The organism is Kocuria rosea (assembly GCF_023715525.1).
GTDB lineage: Bacteria > Actinomycetota > Actinomycetes > Actinomycetales > Micrococcaceae > Kocuria > Kocuria rosea_A.
In genome coordinates this window covers 32,045-57,708 of record NZ_JAMBOG010000008.1, presented here as the reverse complement: position 1 = coordinate 57,708, position 25,664 = coordinate 32,045, and the positions used below count along the sequence as shown (strand labels likewise).

The 25,664-nt window shown below is 70.0% G+C and carries 19 protein-coding genes; 14 read left to right on the top strand and 5 right to left on the bottom strand.

Annotation, left to right across the window (positions count from 1 at the left end; genetic code table 11):
- Positions 1 to 99 precede the first annotated feature (99 nt).
- From M3185_RS07570 to M3185_RS07555, 4 genes are all read right to left on the bottom strand, one after another.
- Positions 100 to 1,701: an FAD-dependent oxidoreductase gene (locus M3185_RS07570; RefSeq protein WP_251333056.1), complete on the bottom strand. Its 1,602-nt coding sequence runs from the start codon at positions 1,699 to 1,701 to the stop codon at positions 100 to 102.
- Positions 1,698 to 3,854, bottom strand: coding sequence for a molybdopterin oxidoreductase family protein (locus tag M3185_RS07565; protein WP_251333055.1), 2,157 nt, complete (start codon positions 3,852 to 3,854; stop codon positions 1,698 to 1,700). Before M3185_RS07565 ends, M3185_RS07570 begins: the two co-directional genes overlap by 4 nt.
- Before the next feature lie 39 nt (positions 3,855 to 3,893).
- Positions 3,894 to 5,297: an MFS transporter gene (locus tag M3185_RS07560; protein ID WP_251333054.1), complete on the bottom strand. Its 1,404-nt coding sequence runs from the start codon at positions 5,295 to 5,297 to the stop codon at positions 3,894 to 3,896.
- Positions 5,298 to 5,629: 332 nt separating this feature from the next.
- Positions 5,630 to 6,352, bottom strand: coding sequence for a sirohydrochlorin chelatase (locus M3185_RS07555; RefSeq protein WP_251333053.1), 723 nt, complete (start codon positions 6,350 to 6,352; stop codon positions 5,630 to 5,632).
- 151 nt (positions 6,353 to 6,503) lie between these two features.
- Here M3185_RS07555 and cobA point away from each other — a divergent pair, with 151 nt between their 5' ends.
- The 14 genes from cobA (at position 6,504) to M3185_RS07485 (ending at position 21,783) form a co-directional block, all read left to right on the top strand.
- Entirely contained in the window at positions 6,504 to 7,526 is a 1,023-nt protein-coding gene (cobA, locus tag M3185_RS07550; protein ID WP_251333052.1) for a uroporphyrinogen-III C-methyltransferase, read from the top strand.
- Complete coding sequence (locus tag M3185_RS07545; RefSeq protein WP_251333051.1) at positions 7,516 to 8,340, top strand: uroporphyrinogen-III synthase; 825 nt, start codon at positions 7,516 to 7,518, stop codon at positions 8,338 to 8,340. Before cobA ends, M3185_RS07545 begins: the two co-directional genes overlap by 11 nt.
- A gap of 403 nt (positions 8,341 to 8,743) precedes the next feature.
- Positions 8,744 to 9,034, top strand: coding sequence for a hypothetical protein (locus M3185_RS07540; RefSeq protein WP_251333050.1), 291 nt, complete (start codon positions 8,744 to 8,746; stop codon positions 9,032 to 9,034).
- A gap of 11 nt (positions 9,035 to 9,045) precedes the next feature.
- Complete coding sequence (locus tag M3185_RS07535; protein ID WP_251333049.1) at positions 9,046 to 10,392, top strand: glycosyltransferase family 2 protein; 1,347 nt, start codon at positions 9,046 to 9,048, stop codon at positions 10,390 to 10,392.
- An 11-nt stretch (positions 10,393 to 10,403) separates the two neighbouring features.
- Positions 10,404 to 11,078 carry a family 16 glycoside hydrolase gene (locus M3185_RS07530; protein ID WP_251333048.1) on the top strand — a complete coding sequence of 225 codons (675 nt, stop codon included), beginning with the start codon at positions 10,404 to 10,406 and terminating at the stop codon, positions 11,076 to 11,078.
- 44 nt (positions 11,079 to 11,122) lie between these two features.
- Positions 11,123 to 12,313 (top strand): non-hydrolyzing UDP-N-acetylglucosamine 2-epimerase, encoded by a 1,191-nt coding sequence (wecB, locus tag M3185_RS07525; protein WP_251333047.1) that lies wholly within the window; start codon positions 11,123 to 11,125, stop codon positions 12,311 to 12,313.
- Between the two features lie 61 nt (positions 12,314 to 12,374).
- Positions 12,375 to 14,159: a DUF2334 domain-containing protein gene (locus tag M3185_RS07520; RefSeq protein ID WP_251333046.1), complete on the top strand. Its 1,785-nt coding sequence runs from the start codon at positions 12,375 to 12,377 to the stop codon at positions 14,157 to 14,159.
- Positions 14,160 to 14,982: 823 nt separating this feature from the next.
- A complete protein-coding gene (locus tag M3185_RS07515; protein WP_251333045.1) occupies positions 14,983 to 15,267 on the top strand; it encodes a hypothetical protein in 285 nt (94 codons plus the stop codon).
- Between the two features lie 8 nt (positions 15,268 to 15,275).
- Entirely contained in the window at positions 15,276 to 16,622 is a 1,347-nt protein-coding gene (locus M3185_RS07510) for a glycosyltransferase family 2 protein (RefSeq protein WP_251333044.1), read from the top strand.
- A 74-nt stretch (positions 16,623 to 16,696) separates the two neighbouring features.
- Positions 16,697 to 17,341 (top strand): calcium-binding protein, encoded by a 645-nt coding sequence (locus M3185_RS07505; protein WP_251333043.1) that lies wholly within the window; start codon positions 16,697 to 16,699, stop codon positions 17,339 to 17,341.
- Between the two features lie 64 nt (positions 17,342 to 17,405).
- Positions 17,406 to 18,596, top strand: a complete 1,191-nt coding sequence (wecB, locus tag M3185_RS07500) for a non-hydrolyzing UDP-N-acetylglucosamine 2-epimerase (protein ID WP_251333042.1) — start codon at positions 17,406 to 17,408, stop codon at positions 18,594 to 18,596.
- Positions 18,597 to 18,638: 42 nt separating this feature from the next.
- Positions 18,639 to 20,429: a DUF2334 domain-containing protein gene (locus M3185_RS07495; protein ID WP_251333041.1), complete on the top strand. Its 1,791-nt coding sequence runs from the start codon at positions 18,639 to 18,641 to the stop codon at positions 20,427 to 20,429.
- 149 nt (positions 20,430 to 20,578) lie between these two features.
- Complete coding sequence (deoC, locus tag M3185_RS07490) at positions 20,579 to 21,235, top strand: deoxyribose-phosphate aldolase (RefSeq protein ID WP_251333040.1); 657 nt, start codon at positions 20,579 to 20,581, stop codon at positions 21,233 to 21,235.
- A 140-nt stretch (positions 21,236 to 21,375) separates the two neighbouring features.
- Positions 21,376 to 21,783: a hypothetical protein gene (locus M3185_RS07485; protein WP_251333039.1), complete on the top strand. Its 408-nt coding sequence runs from the start codon at positions 21,376 to 21,378 to the stop codon at positions 21,781 to 21,783.
- 88 nt (positions 21,784 to 21,871) lie between these two features.
- On the opposite strand, the gene mfd is transcribed toward M3185_RS07485, so the two are convergent.
- A complete protein-coding gene (gene mfd, locus M3185_RS07480) occupies positions 21,872 to 25,582 on the bottom strand; it encodes a transcription-repair coupling factor (protein WP_251333038.1) in 3,711 nt (1,236 codons plus the stop codon).
- Positions 25,583 to 25,664: the final 82 nt, after the last annotated feature.

Here is a 25,664-nt window from a genome sequence, read left to right as displayed (position 1 = left end):
GCTTGCGTGTCTCCAGTGTCCCGCACCCCGCCGGGGCGCACCAGCGCCGGGCCGGGCGCTGCGCACGCACGACGCCCCGGCGCAGGGAGCGCTGCCGCGTCACACGGCCACGCCCCGGTGGACCTCGATGATCCGGGCGACCGCGGCCCTGCAGCCGCCGCAGCCGGTGGAGGCTCGGGTGGCGCAGCCGACCTCCTCGACCGTGGACGCGCCGCCGTCCACGGCGTCGGCGATGCGGCCCATCGTCACGCCGGCGCAGTGGCACACGGTCGCCTCGGGGCTCGGCTGCGCCGGCTCGTTGCCGGCGTCCGGGCCGTCCAGGCGCAGCAGCACGCTCGGGTCCAGCGGCACCGGCTCGCCGCGGTCGTGGAGCAGGCCGATCCCGGCGGCCGCCCGAGGCAGGCCCAGGACGATGTAGCCCTCCAGGGAGCGGTCCGGGCCGAGCACGAGCTTGGCGTAAGTCCCGGCCGAGCCGTCGGCCCACTGCACCACGGACCCCCCGTCCGGGCGGGGCTCCCACGGTGCTCCCCCGACCGCGCCGGCGCAGGCGAGCTCCACCTGGTGGGCCTTGAGCCGCACCGCTCCGGCCGGCCCGCTCGTCAGCGGCGCCAGCACCGCCGTCCCACCCTCGGCAACGGCCTCCAGCTCGGCGCGGAAGCGGGCGGCGAGCCACTCCGCCTGCCGCCAGCCGGGCCCCACGAGACCGGACGGTCCCAGTCCTTCCCGGCCCGGGCAGACCTGGCAGGAGGGGTCCTTGCACAGCACCTCGGCGCAGTCCCCGATCGCGAACACGCGCTGCTCGACGTCGGCCTCGAGCTCGTGGTCGACCACGATCCCGCGGGCCGTGCGCAGTCCCGCCCCCTCGGCGAGGCCGGTGCGCGCGGTGACGCCGATCGACAGCAGCAGCAGCTCGCCCGGCACCGTCCGGCCGTCCTCGAGGAGCAGGCCCCGGAAGGCGAGGTCGTCGTCCAGGAGGACCTCGCGGGCCGGCACCCCGGAGATCACGCCCACGCCGGCGGACGCGAGCGCCCGCCCGACCAGCGCGCCGCCGGCGGCGTCGAGGGAGCGGGTCATCACCCAGGGGGCGTGGTGGACCACGGTCACGGGGCAGCCCGTCTCGCTCGCGGCGAGGGCGGCCTCGAGGCCGAGCACGCCGCCGCCCAGCACCACCACGCGGCCGCGGCGCTCGACGACCTCGCGCACGGCCTGCGCGTCGCGTAGGTCCCGCAGGGCCGTGACGCCGGCCGGGAGGTGCTCGTAGGCGTCGGGGTCCGGGTTGATCCCGCGCAGCACGGGCAGGTTGGGGCGGGCACCGGTGGCGAGGACTAGGCGGTCGTAGCCGAGTTCCTGGACGGCTCCGCCGGCGCGCTGCGTGAGGCGCAGGCGCCGGCGGGAGCGGTCGATGCGGGTGACCTCGGTGCCGAGCAGCACGTCGATCCCGGCGCCGGCCAGGGCCGCGGGGTCGGCCAGGGTCATCCCGTCGAGCTCGGCCCGGCCCATCGCGTGCTCGCCCACGAGCACCCGGTTGTAGGCGGGCTCGGTCTCCGCGCCGACGACGGTGAGGCGGATCGTGCCGTCGGCGGCGAGGTCGGCGACGTCGTCGACGAAGCGGGCGGCCACGGGGCCGAACCCGATCACGACCACGTGCTCGCCGGGGCGCATCGGGGTCCCGGTCGAGCGGGGCGGGCGGTGCACGGTCATCGGGTCGTCTCCTCGGGGTCGATCGCGCGGACGGTCACGGCGCCCGCCTTGAACTCGGGCATGGACGAGATCGGGTCCACGGCGGTGGAGGACACCAGCTTGTTGGCGGTCTGCTCACCGGCGTAGTGGAAGGGCAGGAAGACGGTGTCGGGGCGGATGTCGGAGGTCAGCTGGGCGAGCGCCAGGGCGCGGCTGCGGGCGCTGGTGAGCTCCACCGCGGCCCCGTCCCGGATGCCGAGCGAGGCGGCGGTGGCGGGGTGGATCTGCATCATGGCCTCGGGTCGGGCCGCGTGCAGCGAGGGCACCCGGCGGGTCTGGTTGCCGGACTGGTAGTGCTCCAGGTACCGCCCGGTGATGAGGGTCAGGGTGCCGGGCGCGTGCAGCCGCTCGCGACGGTTCGCCCGCGGGCTCGGGTCCACGGCCCGGCCGGCGGCGCGCGGGGTGACCGGGACGAGCACGGCGCGCCCGTCCGTGTGGCCGAAGCGGTCGAGGAAGACCCGGGGGGTGCCCGTGGCCGCGCCGGCCGGATACGGCCAGTAGCACGGCTCGTCCGCGTCCAGGGCGGCATAGCTGATGCCCGAGTAGTCCGCCTTGCCCCCGGCGGAGGCGGCTTGCAGCTCCTCGAAGACCTCCTGCGGGTCGGGGCTGAACGTCCCGGGGGCTTCGAGCCGGCGGGCGAGCTCGGCCATGATCCACAGCTCGTCGCGGGCCCCGGGCGGCGGGTCGACCGCGCGGCGGCGGCGCAGCACCCGGCCCTCGAGGTTGGTCATGGTGCCCTCCTCCTCGGCCCACTGCAGGACCGGCAGCACGAGGTCGGCGTACTCGGCGGTCTCGGAGAAGAAGAAGTCGCACACCACCAGGAAGTCCAGCGCCTGCAGCCCGCGGGTCACGGCGTCGGCGTCCGGGGCGCCGATCACCACGTTGGAGCCGTTGACCCACAGGCAGCGGACCCCGTGCTCGGTGCCGAGGGTGGTCAGCAGCTCCACGGCGGTCAGCCCGGCGCCGGGCAGGTCGGCCGGGTCCACGCCCCACACGGCGGCGACGTGCGCGCGCGCGGCCGGGTCCGTGATGGTGCGGTAGCCGGGCAGCTGGTCGGCCTTCTGCCCGTGCTCGCGCCCGCCCTGCCCGTTGCCCTGGCCGGTCAGGGTCCCCCAGCCGGAGCCGGCGACGCCGGGCAGCCCCAGGAGCAGGGCCAGGTTGATCGCCGCGGTCGCGGTGTCCGTGCCGTCGACGTGCTGCTCCACGCCCCGGCCGGTCAGCACGTAGGTGCCCCGGCGCTGCTGGGCGAGCAGGCGGGCGGCGCGGCGGATCTGCTCCGCGGGCACGCCCGTGACCTGCTCGACCCGCTCGGGCCACCAGGCGTTGACGCTCGGGACGAAGGACTCCAGGCCCCGGGTGCGCCGGGCGAGGTAGTCCCGGTCGGCGAGGCCCTCGTGCAGGACCACGTGGGCCAGGCCCAGGAGCAGCACGAGGTCCGAGCCGGGGGTGGGCTGCAGGTGCAGCCCGCCCCCGTCCTCGGTCATCCGTGCCGTGGCGGAGCGGCGGGGGTCCACGACGACCAGGCCCCCGTGCTCCTGCGCGTGCTGGAGGTGCTGGACGAACGGGGGCATGGTCTCGGCGGGGTTCGTGCCCAGCAGCAGCACGGTGTGGGCGTCGTCGAGGTCGGTGACGGGGAAGGGCAGGCCGCGGTCCAGGCCCAGCGAGCGGTTGGCGGCGGCCGCGGCGGAGGACATGCAGAACCGCCCGTTGTAGTCGATCCGCGAGGTGCGCAGGGCGACCCGGGCGAACTTCCCGAGCTGGTAGGCCTTCTCGTTGGTCAGCGACCCCCCGCCGAAGATGCCCACCCCGTCGCGGCCGTAGCGCTGCTGGGCCGCCCGGAACTGTCCGGCCATCCGGTCCAGGGCCGCGTCCCAGGGGACCTCCTGGAAGGCCCCGTCCGGGCCCCGCAGCAGCGGCGCGGTGAGCCGGGACGGGCTGGCCAGCAGCTCCGACGACGTCCACCCCTTCCGGCACATCCCGCCCCGGTTGACCGGGAACTGCCGGGCCCGGACCTCCGGGAAGCCCTGCTCGGCGGCGGTCCGCGAGCCCGTGTCCAGGGTCATGGCGCACTGCAGGGCGCAGTAGGGGCAGTGGGTCGCCGTCGTCGCAGCCATGGGTCTGCTCCTTCCGGGGAAGTGGGGTGGGCGGGTGTGTCAGATGTGGCTGTCGCCCATCTCGGTGCCCCTGCGCAGGTAGCAGAACCAGGTCACGAGCAGGGCCGCCACGTAGAACGCCACGAAGCCGTAGAAGGCCGCGCTGTAGGCGCCCGTGGTGGTGTTGGAGAGGTTCAGCGCCTGCGGGATGAGGAATCCGCCGTACGCGCCGACCGCGCCGATCAGGCCGAGGGCCGCTGAGGCTTTGCGCTCGGTGGAGACCGCGGCGTCCTGCTGGTGGCGCAGCCCCAGCACCCGGTAGATCGAGGGGATCATCCGGTACGTGGAGCCGTTGCCCATGCCCGCGGCGGTGAACAGCAGCAGGAACAGGCCGAGGAACAGCCAGAAGTTCGCCAGGGGCAGGGTCAGCACCACGGCGAGCGCGAGCAGGGCCATGACCGCGAAGACGGTGACCGTCATCGGGGCGCCGCCGAAGCGGTCGGCGAGCTTGCCGCCGTAGGGGCGGGCCACCGATCCGACCAGCGGGCCCAGGAACGCCAGGGACAGCGCCGCGGCACCCACGCTGAAGGAGGAGAACTCCGGGAAGGTGTCCTGGATGAGCTTCGGGAACACGCTCGAGAAGCCGATGAAGGAGCCGAAGGTGCCCACGTAGAGGAAGGACATCACCCAGAAGTGCGGTTCCTTCACCGTGGCCAGGGACCCCGTGACGTCCCCCTTGGCGTGGGAGAGGTTGTGCATGTGCTTCCGGGCGCCCCAGGCGGCGAGGAGGATGAACGGCACCCAGATCCACCCGGCGAGGGGCAGGTCCAGCGCCCCGGCGGCGAGCACGGTGATGGCGATCGGGACCACGAGCTGGGCCACGGCGGTGCCGAGGTTGCCGCCCGCCGCGTTGAGCCCGAGCGCGTAGCCCTTCTCCCGCACCGGGTAGAAGAAGGTGATGTTGGCCATCGAAGAGGCGAAGTTGCCGCCGCCGAAGCCGGCCGTGGCCGCCAGGAGCAGCATCACCCAGAACGGGGTGGCGGGGTCGGCGACCGCGAGCGCGAGGCCCACCGTGGGCACCAGCAGCAGCAGGGCCGAGACGACGGTCCAGTTCCGGCCGCCGAAGCGCCCGACCATGAAGGTGTAGGGGATCCGCAGCGTGGCCCCGACCAGGGACGGGATGGAGATCAGCCAGAAGATCTGGGAGCTGCTGAAGGTGAACCCCGCGGCCGGCAGGAAGACGACGGTGATGGCCCACAGCTGCCAGACGGCGAAGCCGAGGAACTCCGCGAAGATGGACCACGTGAGGTTGGTGCGGGCGATCGGGCGCCCGGTGCTCTCCCAGAACGCGGGGTCCTCGGGGCGGTAGCCGTTCAGCCAGCGGCCGGGGCGCTCACGCAGGGCGAGCGGCGGGGTCGTCGCCGAGACCGTCCGGGACGGGTCGGGAAGCAGTTCTGAACTCACGGGTGACCTCCTGCTGGCGGGGTGGTGCACGGCGACGACGGCGTGCGATGCGCTCAGCGTAGGAAGCCCGTGTTTCGCGTCCTGACGGCGGGGGTAACGGCTCGGTGCACTTCCGCTCACACCCCCGGGCTGGAGCTGTGAGGGTTTTCCCGGCGGCCCTGGTGCGCCGACGCCCCACCCACCGGCCGCCTTGGTGCGCCGACTCCCCAGGGTGCTCGCGATCCCCCACGCATGATCGTGGGGGAACGGCGCCGCTGTGGGGACTCGGCGGGACGGGGTGGACGCGGGACGGTGCGGAGGCGGGGTGGGGTGGACGCGGTGCGCCCGGCGGGTCAGGCCGCGGAGCGGTAGCGGGCGACGATCACGTCCACGAGCTCGGCGGGCACCTCGCCCTCCGGCACGACCAGCGGGTCCGTGTCCACGTCCGCGCCCGCCCGGTGGGACAGGTCCAGGAAGTACCCCGGCGCCAGCAGGTAGTTGGCCACGACCACGCGCCCGCCCTCGGCCAGCCCGGCCCGGGCGGCGGAGACCGCCTCGGGCACCCGCGGCCGCACCGCGGCGAGGTAGGAGACGGTCACCGGCCGGCCCAGCTCCTGGGCGAGCTGCTCGGCAACCACGGCGCAGTCGGCCACAGCCCGCTGGTCCGAGGACCCGGCGGTGGCCAGCACCACGGCGTCGCGCTCCCCCAGCGGCGCCCCGGAGCGCTCGCACGCCTCGTGCACCCGCCGGGCCAGCAGCCGGGCCAGCGCCGGGTCGGGACCGAGCGCGGGCGTGGCGGAATGCTCCTCGTCCGCGGCGGCCGCCCGCGCGACGTCCACGTAGACGTGGTAGCCGGCGGAGAGCAGCAGCGGCACGACCACGGCCGGCCGCCCGGCGAACTGCTCGGTGCGCTCCACGAGGTCCGGGGTCTGGACGTCCACCCACGTGGGCACCACCTCGGTGCCCGGCAGCCGCGCCGCGACCGCCTCGACGAGCCGGGCCACGGCCGTGCGCCCGGCCGGTGAACGGGTGCCGTGGGCGCAGGCGAGCAGGACGGGGGCCTCGGGTGCGATCATGGGCACTACCCTACGATCGTGTCGCCGCGCGACGTCACCACGTCACGCGGCGTCATCGGGCAACCGACCGGAAACACCGGTGCCCCACCCTGGAAACGGCGACGCCCGACCCCGTGCGCCACCCGCCCCGTACGCCCCCCTGGAGGACCGCATGTACCTGACCGCCGATCTGACCGACGTCCCGGTGCTGGTGCTCGGCGATCCGCACGGTGCCCGGCGCGCGCTGCGCCGGTACGCGGCGGCCGGGGCGAGCGTGCGCTCCGTGCCCGCCCCCGAGCAGCTGGGCCCGGACGACGTCCGCGGGGCCGCGCTGGCCGTCGTGGTCGGGGACGGCGCCCGCCGGTGGCGGGAGGTCCTGCACGACCTCGGCGCCCGCGTGCCCGTGGCGTTCGAGCCCGCCGCGCAGGACGTGGGCCGGGTGACGCTCGTGGGCGGGGGCCCGGGCGCCGACGACCTGCTCACGGTGCGCGCCGTGCAGGCCCTGCAGGGGGCCGACGTGGTCCTCGTGGACCGGCTGGCCCCGGCCGGGGCCGTGGCGGCCGCCGCCCCGGGCGCCCACATCATCCCCGTCGGCAAGACCCCCGGCCACCACCCGGTCCCGCAGTCGCGGATCCAGGAGGCCATGGTCGAGCACGCCCTGGAGGGCCGGTCCGTGGTCCGGCTCAAGGGCGGGGACCCCTACGTCTTCGGCCGCGGCGGGGAGGAGCTCGCGGCGTGCGCCGCCCACGGCATCCCGGTCGACGTGGTCCCCGGCGTGACCAGCGCCGTCTCCGTCCCGGGCGCCGCCGGCATCCCCGTGACCTTCCGCGAGGTGAGCCGGATGTTCACCGTCGCCTCCGGGCACGTCCCGTTCTCCGAGCAGGAGCTCGCGCACTTCGCGGGTCTGGGTGCCGCGGGCGGGACCCTCGTCGTGCTCATGGGCATGAACACCCTCCCCCACCTGGTCGCTGGCCTCGTGCGCGCCGGGGCCGACCCCGCCACGCCCCTGGCCGTGGTGGAGAAGGGCTTCACCGACCAGCAGCGCTCGACCGTCACCACGCTCGCGGACGCGGTGGCCGACATCACCGCGGCGGGCTGCGGCTCCCCCGCCGTCGTCGTCGTGGGGCCGGTGGTGCGCCTGGCGTCCGCGGAGCGGGACGCGTTCCTCGCCGAGGTGACCGCCCATGGCTGCTGAGGACCTGCCCCTGGCGGGCCGCGTCGTGGGCGTCACCGCCCACCGCCGCTCCGAGGACCAGATCGCGGTCCTGCAGCGCCGCGGGGCTACCGTGATCCACGCCCCGGCGCTGAAGGTCGAGCCGGTCGGCGAGGACGCTCCGCTCGCCGCCGCCTCGCGCGCCCTGTTCGACGCCCGCCCCGACCTCGTGCTCATCACCACCGGCTACGGCCTGCGCCGCTGGCACGACGCCGCCGAGGCCCAGGGCTTCGACGGGGACCTGCTGCTGTGCCTGCGCGAGGCCGCCGTGTACGTGCGCGGCCCCAAGGGGCGCGGCGCCGTGCGCGGTCTGGGTCTCGAGGACGCCGGCATGGCCGCCGACGAGACCACCCAGGGCCTGGTGGACCTCGTGCTCGCCGAGCACGGCGGGGACCTCACCGGCCGCACGGTCGGGCTGCAGCTGCACGGCATCGCCGACGTCGCCCAGCGGCGCCGGCTCACCGACGCCGGGGCGACGGTGCTCACCGTGACGCCCTACCGGTGGGCTCCGGCCGACGACGCCGGTCAGGTCCCCGTGCTGGTGCGCGAGGCCGCCGCCGGACGCGTGGACGCCATCACGTTCACCGCCGCCCCGGCCGTCGACGCGCTGTTCAGCACCGCGGAAGAGCTCGGCCTGCACGAGCAGCTCCTGGAGGCGTTCCGCCGCGGGATGCTCGCCGCCACCGTCGGCCCCGTCACGGCCGCGCCCCTGCAGGAGTTGGGAATCGAGCCGCTGGTGCCCGAGCGCTTCCGGATGGGCGCGATGCTCAAACAGCTCACCGACGCCCTGTCCTGATCCACCGACGTCCTCACGGCCCCGCGGCGGGAACGCTGCGGGGCCGTGCTGCTGTGGGCGCTCCTGTGCAAGTTAGCTTTCGCAACAGAACGTCACCCTCGCCCAGAAGGGCCCGGAACCTGTCCGCAGACGGGGGGACAGCGCCGCCCGAAGCTGTCCCCACTTTTCTCGACGCATTTCACAACAGCACATCCGCGGCTTGGGAGTCTTGTCACGAAGTCGCGTCCTGACCTGCGCGGATGCATGCAGGATGTTCTTCCACCCCCATTCAGCGGAAGGGCCGCCCCACTGTGAGCAATTGCAAATTCCTGGGAGCATTCAAGTACTTGGCCGTTCCCGGGGGGGAACCGCCAAGCCGGCCCGTCGGGGGGATGGGCCGCCTGCTGTTCTAGGAGCGACAACGATGCACGCCATCACTTTGTCCACTGAACTTGCCATGTCCGCCGGTTCCGCGCAGCTCGCGCTGCAGCACGGAGGCCGCACGCTGCTGATGATCTCCATGGCACTGTTCTTGTCTTATCTGCTGTTCATGATCGGGGCCGTCACGGTCTCGGGTGTGATGAGCTCGGTGCGGTCGCGGCGCGCCCGCACCCGCACCCGCGAGGCCCTTAGCGGTGCGACCGCGGCACCCGCCCGTCCGGGGCCGGCGTGGAGCGCCGAAAGGGCTCCGGAGCTGCGCGACGTGCGGGTGTAGGGGGCGGGACCATGATCATCCTCTTCAACCAGCGCATCGATCTCATACTCATCCTCGCCCTGTCCCTGGTCGTGGTGAGCGTGCTCTACAGCATCACCATGCTGATCCTGTCCCGCCGGAGGCCGGCCGCCGCGCGACGCGTCGCGCGGTCGCGCCTCTTCGCAGGGGCCGAGAGCACTCAGAAGGACGTCGTCTTCGTGATTCCCTGCCTGAACGAGGAACGGGTGATCCGTGCCAGCCTCGACCGGCTGGTGGAGCTTGATTACCCCCGGCTGCACGTGCTGGTAATCGACGACGGCTCCGACGACGACACCGCGGCCATCGTCAACGCCTACCCGGACCCTCGGGTCAGCCTCCTGCGGCGCGTGCTGCCCGAGGCGCGGCAGGGCAAGGGCGAGGCCCTCAACGCCGCGGTCCGCCATATCAAGTCCGGAGCCGTCGTGCAATGGACGGACCCCGACGACGTCGTGGTGTGCGTGGTGGACGCCGACGGCCGGCTGGAGCCGCAGGTGCTCGACGACGTGCTGCCGATGTTCGACGACCCGCAGCTGGGCGCGGTACAGATCGGCGTGCGGATCAACAACCGGCAGCAGAGCCTGCTGGCGCGCATGCAAGACGCAGAGTTCGTGCTCTACACCGAGGTGTTCCAGCGCGGCCGGCGTCACCTGGGCAGCGTGTGCCTGGGCGGCAACGGCCAGTTCGCCCGCTTCTCGGCGCTGTTGGGCCTCGGTCGCTCACCCTGGTCGCGCAGCCTGTCGGAGGACCTGGACCTGGGCGTCCGGTTGCTGCTGGACGGCTGGACCACGGATTTCTGCCCTACCTCGTCGGTGCACCAGCAGGGGCTCGTGGACTTCCGCCGGTGGGTCAAGCAGCGCACCCGCTGGTTCCAGGGGCACCTGCAGTCGTGGGGGCTGGTCCCCTGGGTGCTGCGCGATCTCTCCGGGACCCGCCGGGTCGACCTCCTGTACCACCTCACGAGCCCCTACCTCCTGTTAGTCACGTCGTTTCTCAGTGCCGCGTTCCTCCTGTGGATCGCCGCCGTCGCCCTGGGGGTGGCCACCGGCACCGCGACGTTCTCCGCCTGGTGGGTCTCGGCCTACCTCATCGCCTTCGGCCCGGCGCTCATGTTCGGGGTTGTCTACTGGAGGCGTGAGCGCGAGAACGGCCAGAGGCTGTGGTCCGCGCTGGCCATGATGCACCTCTACGTGGGCTACACGGTCCTGTGGTACATCGCCGGCTGGCGGGCCACTGTCCGTGCCCTGCTCGGGCGCAACTCCTGGGCCAAGACCGACCGCACCACCGACGACCTGGATCTGGAGGCTGCCCAGAAGGAGCAGACCGCCGGATCCGCCGGGTGAGGGGAACCCTGGTGGGGAAGGGACTGGTGATCAGGGGCATGGTCGGGCTGGCCCTCGTGCTGGTGCTCTTCCACTTCCTCACCAACGTCCTACAGGGGCCGGACGGCGAACCCCGGGAACAAACCTGGCAGGACGGGCAGTCGTACGGCCCGTGGTCGGTCGTCTTCACCGGATGGGGAGAGGCTCGAGGACACGAGGGCGTGGTCGTCCTGGAACCACGGGCCGCCACCAACGCGAAGGACACGCACGGCGGGCTGGTCGTGACCACTGAGACTTACCTGGATCCGTCCTTCGAGGTCACCGTGCGCACGGAGAAGCAGGTGCGCCTGGGCACGCCGAACCCGTGGGAGGTGGGCTGGGTGCTGTGGAACCTGGAGGACAACGACCACTTCTACGCCGTGGCGCTCAAGCCCAACGGGTGGGAGATCTCCAAGCAGGATCCTGCCTATCCCGGCAGCCAGCGCTTCATCGTGAGCGGCACCGACCGCACGTTCCCGATCGGCGAGGACTACCGGGTGAAGGTCGAGCACGACTGGCCCCGGATGACGGTCAGCGTCGACGGCCAGGAACTGGCCACCTTCACCGACGACGAGCGGCCCTACCGCGGCGGGGCCATTGGTCTTTACACCGAGGACGCCAGGGTCCGGTTCACGGACCTGGACGTGCTCGACACCGCGGACAACTGACCGGGCGGGCTGCGCCCGGCGAACACCACACACAAGGAGTCACAATGTTTTCCACACCCCCCACCACGCCCATCACCGTCATGGCCGTCTACGGCACCCGGCCCGAGGCCATCAAGATGGCGCCCCTGGTCCTGGCCCTCCAGCAGGACTCCCGCTTCCGGGTGGAGGTAGTCGTGACCGGGCAGCACCGCGAGATGCTGGACCAGGTCAACGAGAACTTCGGCATCGTCCCCGACCGGGACCTCAACATCCACACCCCCGGTCAGACCCTGACCGGAATCACCACCCGCACGCTGGAGGGGCTCTCGGCGGTCCTGGACGAGGTCCGACCGGACGCGGTGCTCGTCCAGGGGGACACCAGCACCACCTTCGTAGCCTCCCTGGCCGCGTTCTACGCGGGGGTCGCCGTGGTGCACACCGAGGCCGGCCTGCGCACCGGCGATGCGTACTCGCCCTTCCCCGAGGAGATCAACCGCCGGCTCACCAGCCAGGTGGCGACCCTGCACCTGGCGCCCACCTCGGAGAGCCGCGAGAACCTGCTGCGGGAGAACATCAGCTCCGACTCCATCGTGGTCACCGGCAACTCCGTCATCGACGCCCTGCTGCTCACCGTGGCCTCGCGCCCGGAGATCGAGGACAAGGACCTGGCGGGACGCCTGTCCCAGGGCCGGCCGGTCGTGCTCGTCACGGCCCACCGCCGCGAGTCGTGGGGCGAGCCCCTCCGCCAGGTTGGCCGAGCCATCGCCCGGCTGGCCGCGGCCCACCCGGACCACGACTTCGTCTTCCCCGCCCACCGCAACCCGCTGGTCCGCGAGGCCATCGTGCCTGCCGTCGAGCACTGCTCCAACGTCGTGGTCACCGAGCCGCTGCCCTACGCCCAGTTCTGCGCCCTGATGGAGCGCTCGAGCATCATCCTCACCGACAGCGGCGGGGTGCAGGAGGAGGGACCGTCCCTCGGCAAGCCCGTGCTGGTGATGCGCGACACCACGGAGCGGCCCGAGGCGGTGGCGGCGGGCACCGTGGAGCTGATCGGTACCGATGAGCAGGCGATCGTGGACGCCGTCACGACCCTCATCGTCGACGACGAGGCGTATGACCGGATGGCGCGGGCGCTGAATCCCTACGGTGACGGCCGCGCAGCGCAGCGCACGGTGCAGGCCCTGGCCCGGCACTACGGCTTCGCCACCACCGTCGAAGAGTTCCAGTACCAGGCGCCGCAGCCGGCGGCGCCCTGAGCCAGCCCTCGACCGGTACCCCGTCCACGACGCAGTGACGATCCGTACGCGAAGGAACATCATGACCAACCAGTACAAGCTTTCGACCCGGGGCCGCGTGGGCTGGGGCGCCGCCCTGCTGACCCTGCCGCTGTTCTCCGTCGGCGCCGTCTTCGGCCTGACCGACGACTCCATCGTCAAGGGGCAGGGCTCCAAGTACGTGGAGCAGTTCGCCTCCCCCGTGGACTCCATCACTGCCGGGGCCTCCGGCGGAACGCCTGACTTCCCCTCCCGGTGGGGCAAGCCCGGCGGCACCTCCACGCTGGTGCTCTACGACGCCGACGGGGAGTACCCCGAGGACGCGGAACTCTACGCCATCGCCACCGCGAACCTCGCCACGCACTTCGGGGAAGCCGAGGTCAAGGACGTGGCCGACTACACCGCCGACACCATGGACATCTTCGACGCGGTCATCTACGTCGCCAGCGAGCAGGGGACCACTCCGCCGAAGGCCTTCCTCGACGACGTGCGCGAGGGAATGGTCCCCGTGCTGTGGGCGGACCAGAACATCGACGACCTCGCCAGGAGCAACTCCCCCGACCCGGCGGACTTCATCGCCCAGTACGGGTGGGACCCTACCCAGCCGCTCACCGTGCAGAGCGAGCAGGTGAAGTCCGTCACATATAAGGACCGCAGGATGCAGCGCCATACGGGGGGCACCGACGAGGTCAACGCACCCCGGATCGTGGACCCCTCGGCCGTGCAGGTGCTCGCCAGCGGCATCTGCGGGGACCCGGCCGAGCCCACGGACTGCGTCGGGGGCGACCCCGCGCACCCGGGCACCGAGTTGCCGTGGGTGATCCGCTCGGGCAACCTCACCTACATCGCCGAGCTACCGCTGAACTACACGGACCAGAACGAGATGTACCTGGTCTTCTCCGACCTGTACTACGACCTGCTGGCCCCGGGCACCGCGCCCAGGCGGCAGGCGGCCGTGCGACTCGAGGACGTCGGCCCGGAGGCCAACCCGAGCCAGCTGCGGGCCGTGGCCGACTACTTCCACGCGCAGGGCGTGCCCTTCCAGGTGGCCGTCATGCCCGTGCAGATCGACCGCACCAAGGACAAGGAGGACTGGTACGGGCTCAGCCTCAAGGAGACCCCGGAGGTGGTTGAGGCGCTGAAGTACATGCAGGAGCGCGGCGGAACCCTCATCCAGCACGGCACCACGCATCAGTACGGCAACATCGACAACCCCTACAGCGGTCGCTCCGGGGACGACTACGAGTTCTACCACTACGGGTGCAGCGCCACGGACCTGCCGCCGTACGAGTTCGAGACGTGCGAGAACGACTCGTACGTCCGCAAGATCGGGCCCCTGCCGCAGGACAGCGTCGAGGACCACAAGGAGCGCATCGCCCAGGGGCGCCAGATCATGATCGACGCAGGTCTCGGAGAGCCCAAGATCTTCGAGACTCCGCACTACACGGCCTCGATCAACGCCTACGTGGCCATGTCGGAGCTCTACGACGCCCGCTACGAGCAAACCGAGTACTACGCCGGCATGCTCTCCGGCCGGGAGATCTCCCCGGAGCACGACTTCGGCCAGTTCTTCCCGTACACGGTCCAGGACATCTACGGCACCACGGTGTACCCGGAGAACCTGGAGAACATTACGCTCAAGGAGCAGAACAACCACCCCGCCCGCTCCCCCGAGGTGCTGCTGGAACGCGCCGAGGCCAACCTCGCGGTGCGGGAGTCCACCGCCAGCTTCTACTTCCACCCCTTCCTTGACCTGAAGTACCTCGACGAGGTCGTGACAGGGCTCAAGGACATGGGCTACACCTTCGTGCCGGTCACGGAACTGTAGCAGTGGCGGAGGCGGTGTGCGGACGTCCCATGGCTCGTCCGCACACCGCCTCCTCCCCCGCGAGGTCGCCGACGCTGACTATGCGCAGATCCCCGCTGGGTTCGCCGCCGCGAGGCCGCCGTGATCCACACCCCGGCGCTGAAGGTCGATCCGGTCAGCGAGGACGCCCCGCCGGCCACAGCCCCGCGTATTCCCTTCGGCGTCGGCCCCGACCTCGTGCTCATCACGACCGGCCACGGCCTGCGCCGCTGGCACAACGCCGACGAGCCGCCCCAGCACCGTGTGGCCCTCATGTGCACACCAACCCTTCGACCCCGTCAGGTCCACACCTCCTCAAGAGCACACCCTCTATCCACGTTTGCCCCAGCACAACCGCAGGAGCCGCTGCGTAAGCGGCTTACCGACCCCCTGTCCTACCCCGGCCCCTCCCCGCTCCATCCTTCGATGGAGGCTTCAAACCTGTAATGGCAACGGATACTCCTGGGATGAGGAGACACGACCGCTACGAAACAGTTCGTCACTCGAAAATCAATGCACCGATATGCAACTGCCCTAATTGGGGACAGAACATGCGACGCCTGTCCCCCATTCGACCCACGATAGAAGTTGACACTTCACAAACCCGCTAGTCAGAGACACGAAAACTAGATGTATATGTTCCAAAAAATCTATTTGCATCACTGCTCATCAATTTTTGCATGAATTTGCAGTTAACCGCCGAGCCTTCGCGTTTGTCATACTCCCTGATGTCGAAACCGTCCGGGGGGACGGGCGACCGATCCGTCGGGGGGACGGGTCGACTGCGCTTCGAGGAGCTACGCCAATGCACCTGCTCGCTGTGTCCATGGGGGTCTCTGCGTCAGCAGAGGCTGCGCAGACCACTCTGCAGGGCTGGGGTCGCCTATTGCTCATGTTCGCCATGGTTCTCTTCCTGTCCTACATGCTGTTCATCCTCGGGGCCGTGCTGCTCTCCGCCGGCGCTGACCGGGCCAAGGGTCTAGGGCAGCGCATCCGCCAGAGGCGCAGCGTCACGCTTGCCTCGACCCTGCGCCCTGGGCAGGCCGGTGGCGCGCAACCGGCCGGTGACATGCAGGATGCTTGGGCCTGAGGATCCTCATGATTATCCTTTTCAATCAGCGATTCGATCTGATCCTCATCCTGGCTCTCTCCCTGGTGGCGGTCAGTGTCCTGTATGGGCTCGCCATGCTGATCTTGTCCCGCCGGGAACCGTCACGGGGCACACACGCGAGCGGTACCGGGCGGGACGACACGGTCCTGCGCACAGACAAAGACGTCATCTTCGTGATCCCGTGCCTCAACGAAGAACGGGTCATCGCGGCCAGCCTGGACCGGCTGGTGGAGCTCGACTATCCGCGCATGCACGTGCTGGTAATCGATGACGGCTCCGACGACGACACCGCCGCTATCGTCAAAAACCACCCCGACGTCCGGGTGAAGCTGCTGCAACGAACGTTGCCGCATGCCCGCCAAGGCAAGGGCGAGGCTCTGAATGCCGCAGTCCGTCACATCCGGTCGGGAGCGGTAGTTCCGTGGACCGATGCCGACGACGTCATCGTGTGCGTCGTCGACGCTGACGGTCGGCTTGAACCTCACGTCCTCGACGAGGTGCTGCCCGTCTTCGATGATCGCCAGCTCGGCGCCGCGCAGATCGGGGTGCGAATTAACAATCGTCACCAGAACCTGCTCGCGCGCATGCAGGACATCGAGTTCGTGCTCTACACCGAGGTCTTCCAGCGCGGGCGCCGTCACCTTGGGAGCGTGTGCCTCGGCGGCAACGGCCAGTTCGTCCGGCTCTCCGCCCTGCTGAGCCTGGGAGACGCACCGTGGTCACGCAGCCTGTCCGAGGACCTGGACCTCGGGGTGCGGTTGCTGCTCCAAGGGTGGACGACGGAGTTCTGCCCGCAAGTGTCCGTCCATCAGCAGGGCCTGGTGCATCTGCGCCGCTGGGTGCGTCAGCGCACTCGATGGTTCCAAGGACATCTGCAGGCGTGGACCCTCGTTCCGTGGGTGCTCCGGCACCTCTCCGGTACCCGTCGGGTCGATTTGCTCTATCATCTCACCAGCCCGTATCTCCTGCTGGTGACATCCTTCCTCAGCACGGCATTCCTGCTGTGGATCGCTGCGGTGACGATCGGCATCTTCACCGGTACTGCAGGATTCTCCCTGTGGTGGCTATCGGCCTACCTGATTGCCTTTGGGCCGACGCTACTGTTCGGGGTCATCTACTGGAAGCAGGAGCGCGCAACGGGCCTGCGCATTAGCAGTGCCGTGGTGCTGATGCACGGATACGTCGCCTACTGCGTCTTGTGGTACATCTCCGGTTGGCGCGCAACGGTGCGGTCCCTGCTGGGCGACGACTCGTGGGCGAAGACCGACCGCACCAACGATGACCAGCAGGCAGAGACCAGCGAGGATGAGCGGGCCGCCGGGGCGGCTCGGTGACCTCGGTCGCCGGCTCACCCCATAGACCCAGCTCATCCAGTCCCCGACGTGGCCGGGGGTCAGGGATCAAGGGGATGCTCGTGCTTGCCTTAATTGCGGCGATAGGTGTCGCACTGTTCTTCAGCGCCCGTGCGGGCCCCGAAATGGAATCGTGGTCCGACGGCCAGGTGGATGGGCGCTGGCGCACGGTTTTCACCGGCTACGGAGCAGCTAGTGGCAACGGGTCCACGGTGGTGCTTAAACCCCGGGCCGCAACCGTGTCCACCAGCACCCACGGCGCACTCGTCGTCACCACCGACAGCCACTGCGATCCGGAGTTCGAGGTGAAGGTGCGCACTGAGAAACAGCTGCGCCAGGGTTCCCCCGCCAATCCGTGGGAGGTCGGTTGGGTGCTGTGGAACTACCGCGACAACAACCACTTCTACGCGGCAGCGCTCAAGCCCAATGGCTGGGAGATCTCCAAACAGGACCCGGCCTACCCCGGCAACCAGCGCTTCCTCGCTTCCGGCACCGCACAGCGGTTCCCAGTCGGCGGCGAGTACCGGCTCCACGTTGGGCACACCGACAATCGGACGACGGTCAGTGTCGACGGCCGGGAGCTGGCCACCATCGTCGATGAAGAGCGGCCATACCATGCAGGGGCAATCGGCCTGTACACCGAGGACGCCCGCGTCCGGTTCACGGACCTGAACATACTCGGCAGCACGGACTGTCAGTGACGACGAACCATCGACCAGCCGATGGGCTTACGCGCCCGACGGCATCACACCACAGGAGCTGAGCATGACCACCCAACACCCCGAACGACCCATTGCCGTCATGGCGGTCTACGGCACGCGCCCGGAAGCGATCAAGATGGCCCCTCTTGTCCTTGCGCTGCATCAGGATCCCCGATTCCGTGTCCGGGTCGTCGTAACTGGCCAGCACCGAGAGATGCTGGATCAGGTCAATCACAGCTTCGGCATCGTGCCAGACCATGACCTTGACATTCACTCCCCCGGTCAAACCCTCACGCAAATCAGTAACCGGACATTGGATGGTCTTTCGACTCTCTTCGAGACGGACCGACCCGACGCCGTGCTGGTGCAGGGCGACACCACCACCACCTTCGCCGCCGCCCTCGCCGCCTTCTACGCTGGAGTCGACGTCGTCCACACCGAGGCGGGCCTGCGGACCGGCAACCGGCACTCCCCGTTCCCGGAGGAGATCAACCGCCGGCTCACCAGCCACCTGGCCACGCTGCATTTGTCTCCGACCGCGCAGAGCCGCGAGAATCTCCTCCGCGAGAACATCGATCCGGCCACTGTGGTAGTGACGGGTAACTCGGTCATCGACGCGTTGCTGCTCACAGTGGCGTCACGGCCTCGAATCGAAGACACCGAGCTGGCCACCCGCCTTGCCACGGGTCGGCCTGTCGTCCTCGTGACCGCCCACCGACGCGAATCGTGGGGTGAGCCGCTGCGCCAGGTCGGGCGCGCTTTAGGACGCCTTGCCGACGCCTACCCCGACTACGAATTCGTGTTCCCGGCCCATCGCAATCCGCTGGTGCGCGAGGCCATCGTGCCGCAGGTCCATGACCGTTCCAATGTCATCGTCACCGAACCGCTGCCCTACGCCCAATTCTGCGCGCTGATGGAGCGCTCCAGCATCATCCTTACGGATAGTGGAGGGGTGCAGGAGGAGGGGCCCTCCCTGGGCAAGCCCGTCCTCGTCATGCGAGACACCACTGAGCGTCCGGAGGCCGTGACTGCGGGGACCGTGCGGCTCGTCGGCACCGATGAACAAGACATCGTCGAAGCCGTTTCCACGCTCATCGAGGACCCGGAGGTCTACGAGCAGATGGCCTGCGCACTCAATCCTTACGGCGATGGACGGGCTGCGGAGCGCACCCTTCAGGCACTGGCCCGGCATTACGGCCTGGGCGGCACCGTGGAGGAGTTCGATGAGCAGGCAACGCCTGTCGCCCTCGCCTGAGTCCTCGCTGAACCGTAATTATTTCTCACCTGAAGGACGACCATGACCAACCCGTACAGGATTTCCGCTTGGGGGCGCGCGGGCTGGGCGACAGCGCTGGTATCCCTGCCGGTGATCGCCACAACCGCCGTCTTCGGGCTCACCGACGATAGGATCGTCGAGCACCAGGGATCCAAGCTCGCGGAGCAGTACACCGAGCAAACGGAGACCGTGGACTACGGCTCCGCAGAGGAAACGCCGGACTTCCCCACTCGCTACGGCGTTCCCGGGCGGGCGACCACCCTGGTTCTGTACGACGCGGCCAGTGAGTACGCCGAGGATGCGGAGATGTATGCCATCGCTGCGGCGAACCTCGCGACGCACTTCGGTGAGGTTCAAATCATGGAGATGGCGGAGTACACCGCTGGTGCCATGGATCGCTACGACGCCGTCATCTATCTCGGCACCGACGAGAAGGTGACGCCTTCACCGGCGTTTCTCCTGGACGTCCGTGAAGGCGCGAAACCTGTTATGTGGGCGGAGCAGAACATCGACGACCTCGCGAAGGTTGCCGGTCCTGAGGGAACCGACTTCGTCTCGCAGTACGGCTGGAATCCAGAAAATCCCGTCACGGTGGACAGTGAGCCAGTGCAGAATGCGCGCTACAAGGAGCGCGTCGTTCAGCGCAACACCCTCAGTTCAGAGGATGTAGATCTACCCCGGATCGTGGACCCTGCGGCCGTGGAGGTGCTCGCCAGCGGCATCTGCGGCGACGACCCCGCCTCCCCGGTACCCTGCGAGACCGACGACCCGGCAATTCGCGACACTGAGTTACCGTGGATTGTCCGTTCGGGCAACCTCACCTACCTGTCCGAGCTGCCGCTCAATTACACGGACGAGAATGAAATGTACCTGGTCTTCGCTGACCTCTACTACGATTTGTTGGCTGCCGACACCCCGGCTGTCCGCCAGGCGGCCGTCCGTTTCGAGGACGTCGGGCCGGAGGCAGATCCCGAAGATTTGCGGCGGGTCGCCGATTACCTTCACTCCAAGGGCATCCCGTTCCAAGTCGCCGTTGTCCCCACTCAGATCGATCGGGCTCCGGACGGGGAGGGGTGGTACGGCCTGAGTCTGCTCGACTCCCCCGATGTCGTCGAGGCCCTGAAGTACATGCAGTCGCGCGGCGGCACCTTGATCCAGCACGGAACGACTCATCAGTACGGCAACCTCAACAACCCTTACAGCGGACGCAGCGGGGAGGACTATGAGTTCTACCAGTACGGGTGCAGTGCAACTGATCTTCCGCCCTACGAGTGGGAGGAGTGCGAGGTGGACTCCTACGTCCGCAAAATCGGCCCCGTCGCAGAGGACAGCGTGAGCGAGCACATGACCCGGATGGACCACGGCCGTCAAATCATGATTGATGCAGGCCTCGGCGAACCAAAAATCTTTGAAACGCCCCACTACACTGGCTCGGTCAATGCGTACACCGCCATGGCCCAGAAATATGAAGCACGGTACGAGCAGGTCGAGTACTTCGCCGGAATGATTTCCGACAAAGAAATTACCCCGGGCTTTGTCTACGGCCAGTTCTTCCCCTACAAGGTGAAGGACATCTACGGCTCCACGGTCTACCCGGAGAACCTTGAGAACATCACAGAGCGTGAACAGAACAACCACGCAATACGTACACCGCAGACTTTGATCAACCGTGCCGAAGCGAACCTTGTCGTACGGGAGTCGACGGCGAGCTTCTTCTTCCACCCATATCTGAACATCGACTACCTGAAGGAGACGGTGGAGGGCATCGAGAAGCTCGGCTACGAATTCGTGCCAGTGACCGAGCTCATATGACGTGAGTCCCGCCTCGCGTGGGCGGGCCCCGCCGAGGGGCGCCGGGTGACTCCCGCATGGAGATTACGCGGCGCCCTTCCATCATGCCCCGGCCGTGCTGCCCGGTAGGCTGAGGGGATCCCAGCAACCCGTCGAAAGGCACCCCTCCTGTGACCACTCCTGCCCAGCTCGCTCCCTACATCGACCACACCCTGCTCAAGCCGGAAGCCTCCCGGGAGCAGATTGCAACCCTGTGCGAGGAGGCCCGCCAGTACGGTTTCGCCTCTGTGTGCACCAACCCGCTGTGGGCCGGGTTCGTCCGCGAGCGCCTCGCAGGCAGCGACGTGAAAACCTGTGTCGTCGTCGGCTTCCCTCTGGGGGCCTCCGCCACGGAGGTGAAGGCCTTCGAGACCGCTACGGCCGTCACCGAAGGAGCTCAGGAGATCGACATGGTCATCGACATCGCCGCCGCCCGCGCCGGTGAACGCGAGACCTTGGAGCGCGACGTGCGCGCGGTCGCCGGAGCCGCCCACGCGGGAGGGGCGCTGCTGAAGGTCATCATCGAGACGGCCCTGCTCACCGACGAGCAGAAGGTCTTGGCGTGCGAGGCCGCCGTGGCCGCCGGCGCGGACTACGTCAAGACCTCCACCGGCTTCTCGACCGCCGGGGCCACCGTGGAGGACGTGCGGCTGATGCGCGCGACCGTGGGCCCGGACATCGGGGTGAAGGCCTCCGGCGGGATCCGCACTCGCGAAGACGCTCTGGCGATGATCGAGGCCGGGGCCTCCCGCATCGGGGCCAGCAGCGGCCCCGCACTCGTGGGCTGAGCCGGGACGGACCTGCCGTCCTCACCCCGCCCGACCCACTAGACTGGGTGGGACTGCTTCCGCGGCCGCATCCGACGTGCCGCCCCACACCGCCAGAAGGGTTGGAATCCATGGCCAGAAGAGCTCAATCGTCCACCAGCGTGTCCGCGGACGCGTCCACCGGCGATCGCGACGGCAGCACCGTCCGCTCGTACTCGGGCCAGGGCCGGACCGTCAACAACCTCCTCTTCCTTTCCGCGTGCCTGCTGATCATGCTCGGCAGCTTCTGGGCGTTCGCGAGCTACCCCGACAGCCCGCTGGTGTGGATCGTCGGCCTGGGCCTGTACACCCTCGCGTTGCTGATCCCCGTGGGTCTGCTTAGCAACAGCACCACGAAGCACACCGTCGGCGGGCGCGCGGTGCAGATGGACGTCCCCCCGACGACCGAGGTCGCCGGTGACGCCCCCAAGGCCGCTGAGTTCGGTCAGTACGCGCGCAACATCGCCGAACGCGACGCGAAGACCCACGCCGAGCACCGCGACGACCCCTTCGCCCGCAAGGACCACTAGCAGGACCGCCGGCGGACCAGCCGGCGCCTCCAGCACGACGCAGGCCCCCTCCCGTCGGGAGGGGGCCTGCGTCGTGCTGCGGGCCGGGTCAGGCGGCGGCGGGCTCCTTGGTGAAGATCGACTCGACGACGCCGCGCGCCCACTCGAGTACGGCTGCGTCCACGAGGTCCTTGCCGCCGATCCGGGCGGTCTTCGGCTTGGGGATCAGTACCTGGGCAGCGTCCGTGCCCAGCACCGCCTTCACCTGCGCTCCCGGGTACAGGCGGGCCAGGCGCATCTGGCGGGACTCGGGCAGGTCCGCCGGGGCGAAGCGGACCATGCTGCCCTGCGACGCGACGTCCGTGAGGCCCGCGGCGCGGGCGAGCACCCGGAAACGGGCGACCGCCAGCAGGTTCTGCACCGGTTCGGGCATCTCCCCGTAGCGGTCCACGAGCTCGTCGGCGGCCTCCTGGATCGCCTCCTCCGTGGCTGCGTTAGCGAGGTTGCGGTAGGCCTCCAGGCGCAGCCGCTCCCCCGGGACGTAGTCGTGCGGCAGGTACGCGTTGACCGGCAGCTCGATTTTCATCTCGGTGGGCCGTTCCTCCTCCTCGCCGCGGTACTCGGCGACGGCCTCGCCCACCAGCCGCAGGTACATGTCGAAGCCCACCCCGGCGATGTGCCCGGACTGCTCCCCGCCCAGCAGGTTGCCCGCGCCGCGGATCTCGAGGTCCTTCATGGCCAGCTGCATGCCGGCACCGAGCTCGTTGTGCGCAGCTACGGCCTTGAGCCGCTCCAGGGCGGTCTCCGACAGCGGCTTCTCCGCCGGGTAGAGGAAGTAGGCGTAGGCCCGCTCCCGGCCGCGGCCCACCCGCCCGCGCAGCTGGTGCAGCTGGGAGAGCCCGTAGCGGTCGGCGCCGTCGACGATCAGGGTGTTGGCGTTGGCGATGTCCAGACCGGTCTCGACGATCGTGGTGCACACGAGCACGTCGAACTTCTTCTCCCAGAAGTCCACGATGATCTGCTCCAGCCGGGACTCCGACATCTGCCCGTGGGCCACGGCGATCCGCGCCTCGGGCACCAGGTCGGCGAGCTCCTTGGCCTTGCGCTCGATCGAGGAGACCCGGTTGTGGATGTAGAACACCTGGCCTTCGCGCATGAGCTCGCGCCGGACCGCGGCCGAGACCTGCTTGTCGGTGTAGGCCCCCACGTAGGTGAGCACGGGGTGGCGCTCCTCCGGCGGGGTGGCCAGGGTCGAGGTCTCCCGGATGCCGGTCAGGGACATCTCCAGGGTGCGCGGGATGGGGGTGGCGGACATCGCCAACACGTCCACGTTGGTGCGCATCGACTTGAGCTTCTCCTTGTGCTCCACGCCGAAGCGCTGCTCCTCGTCGACGACCACCAGGCCCAGGTCCTTGAACTGGACCTCCGAGGACAGCAGCCGGTGCGTGCCGATCACCACGTCGATCGACCCGTCCTTCAGCCCGGCCAGGGCCGCCTTCGTCTCCTTGGCGGTCTGGAACCGGGAGAGGGTCGCCAGGCGGACGGGGAAGCCGGAGAAGCGCTCGGCGAAGGTCTCGGCGTGCTGCTGGGCCAGCAGGGTGGTGGGCACGAGCACCGCGACCTGCTTGCCGTCCTGGACGGCCTTGAACGCGGCCCGCACGGCGACCTCGGTCTTGCCGTAGCCGACGTCCCCGGAGACGAGCCGGTCCATGGGAACCTCGCGCTCCATGTCCGCCTTGACCTCGTTGATGGTCGTCAGCTGGTCGGGGGTCTCGATGTACGGGAACGCCTCCTCCAGCTCGCGCTGCCACGGGGTGTCGGGGCCGTAGGCGTGCCCGCGCGAAGCCATCCTCGCCGAGTACAGGCGGATCAGCTCGTTGGCGATGTCTTTCACGGCCCGCTTGGCGGCGCGCTTGGTCTTGTTCCAGTCCGCCCCGCCCATCTTCGACAGCGTCGGGGTCTCCCCGCCCACGTAGTTGGTGACCTGGTCGAGCTGATCGGTGGGCACGAACAGGCGGTCGCGCGGGCCGTTGCGCTTGGACGGCGCGTACTCGAGCACCAGGTACTCCCGCACCGGCTTGGGCTGGCCGGGCTTGACCATGGCCCCGGCGACGGGCCGCTGGATGAGCTCCACGAACTGGCCGATGCCGTGCTGCTCGTGCACCACGAAGTCGCCCTTGGCCAGGGCCAGCGGGTCCACGCCGTTGCGCTTGCGCCGCACGGGCAGCCGGCGCATGTCCTTGGTGGTGTACGGGCTGGCCTTGCCCAGCAGGTCCGCCTCGGTGAGCAGCGCGATCCGCGGCCCGTCGAGGGCGAAGCCCTTCCCCGCCACGGCCGTGGTGAGCTCCACGACGCCCGGCTGCGGCGCCTCCTCGAGGGACTCGCGGCGGACGGCGGGGATCCCGGCGTCGTACAGCAGCTCCGCGATGCGGGCCAGCGGGCCGGGCCCCTCGGTGACGGCGACGATCCGCCAGCCGTCGGCCACCCGCCCGCCGAGGAAGGAGAGCATCTGCTCGACGTCGCCGGCGAAGGTGCGGGGCTCGCGCGCAGCGACGGTGAGGGTGTCGGCGTCGGAGTCGATGAAGGCGATCTCGTCCTCGGGGGTGTCGGCGTCGACGTCGGTGGCCGCGGCGAGGCTGAGGTTCAGCGCCGTGACCGCCCACCAGCCCAGGCCGGCGTCCAGCGCGGTGGCGCGGGCCTCGGCGAGGCTCTGGAAGGAGCCGGCGGCCAGCGTGCGACCCTCGCCGTCGCCCGTGGACTCCGCCGCGGTGATGTCCAGGGGCGCGGCCTGCCCGTCCGAGGCGGAGTCCCAGGCCGCGAGGAGGAACTCCTCGTTGGTGGCCACGAGGTCGTGCGCGCGGGCGCGGACCTTCTCGGGTTCCATCATGACGACGATCGACCCGGCCGGCAGCAGCGACAGCACCGGGACCAGCCCGTCCACGAGCAGGGGCGCGAGGGACTCCATGCCCTCCACGTAGATGCCCCCGGCGATGCGCTCGAGCATCGACTCGGCGCCGGGCAGCGTGTTTTTCAGCTTCGCTGCGCGGGACATCACCGAGGCGGTGATGAGCACCTCCCGGCACGGCGGGGCCACGAGCACGTCCGGGTGGTCCTTGGTCGCCAGGGTGCGCTGGTCGGCGACGGCGAACCAGCGCAGCTCGTCGACCTCGTCGCCGAAGAACTCGATGCGCATGGGGTGGTCCTCCACCGGGGAGAACACGTCGATGAGCCCGCCGCGCACGGCGAACTCTCCGCGCTTGGTGACCATGTCCACCCGGGCGTAGGCGGCCTGGGCCAGCGCCGTGACGGCCTCGTCGAAGTCCAGCTCCGCCCCGCGGGCGAAGCGCACCGGCTCCATCTCACCCAGGCCCGCCACGATGGGCTGGAGCACGGAGCGCACCGGGGCGGTGAGCACCCGCAGCGGCCGGCCGGCCTCGGGGTGGGCGAGCCGGCGCAGCACGTCCAGGCGGCGCCCCACGGTGTCCGAGCGCGGCGAGAGCCGCTCGTGCGGCAGGGTCTCCCAGGCGGGGAATTCCGCGACTTCCTCGGCCGGCACGAACGCGGACAGGGCGGCGGCGAGATCCTCGGCCTCCCGCCCGGTGGCGGTCACGGCCAGCACCACGGGCGCCCGGCCGTCCTCGGCTGCACCGGCCTCGTCGAGTGCGGCGCGCAGCTGGGCGGTGAGTACCGGGCGCATCCCGTCCGGGGCGCTGATGACGGTCTCTGCGCTGCGCTCCCCCGGTGGGAGGGCGGCCTGGGTGCGGATGTTCGCGAAGGAGCGCTCCGCCCCGAGGGCGGCGAGCAGTCCGGACAAGGTCATGGGTGAGCAGTCTCCTGGTGAGCAGGGAGAGAACAACGGGCTGTAGAGACCAACGATCGCGGCCCCTAGCTTACTCCCGGGC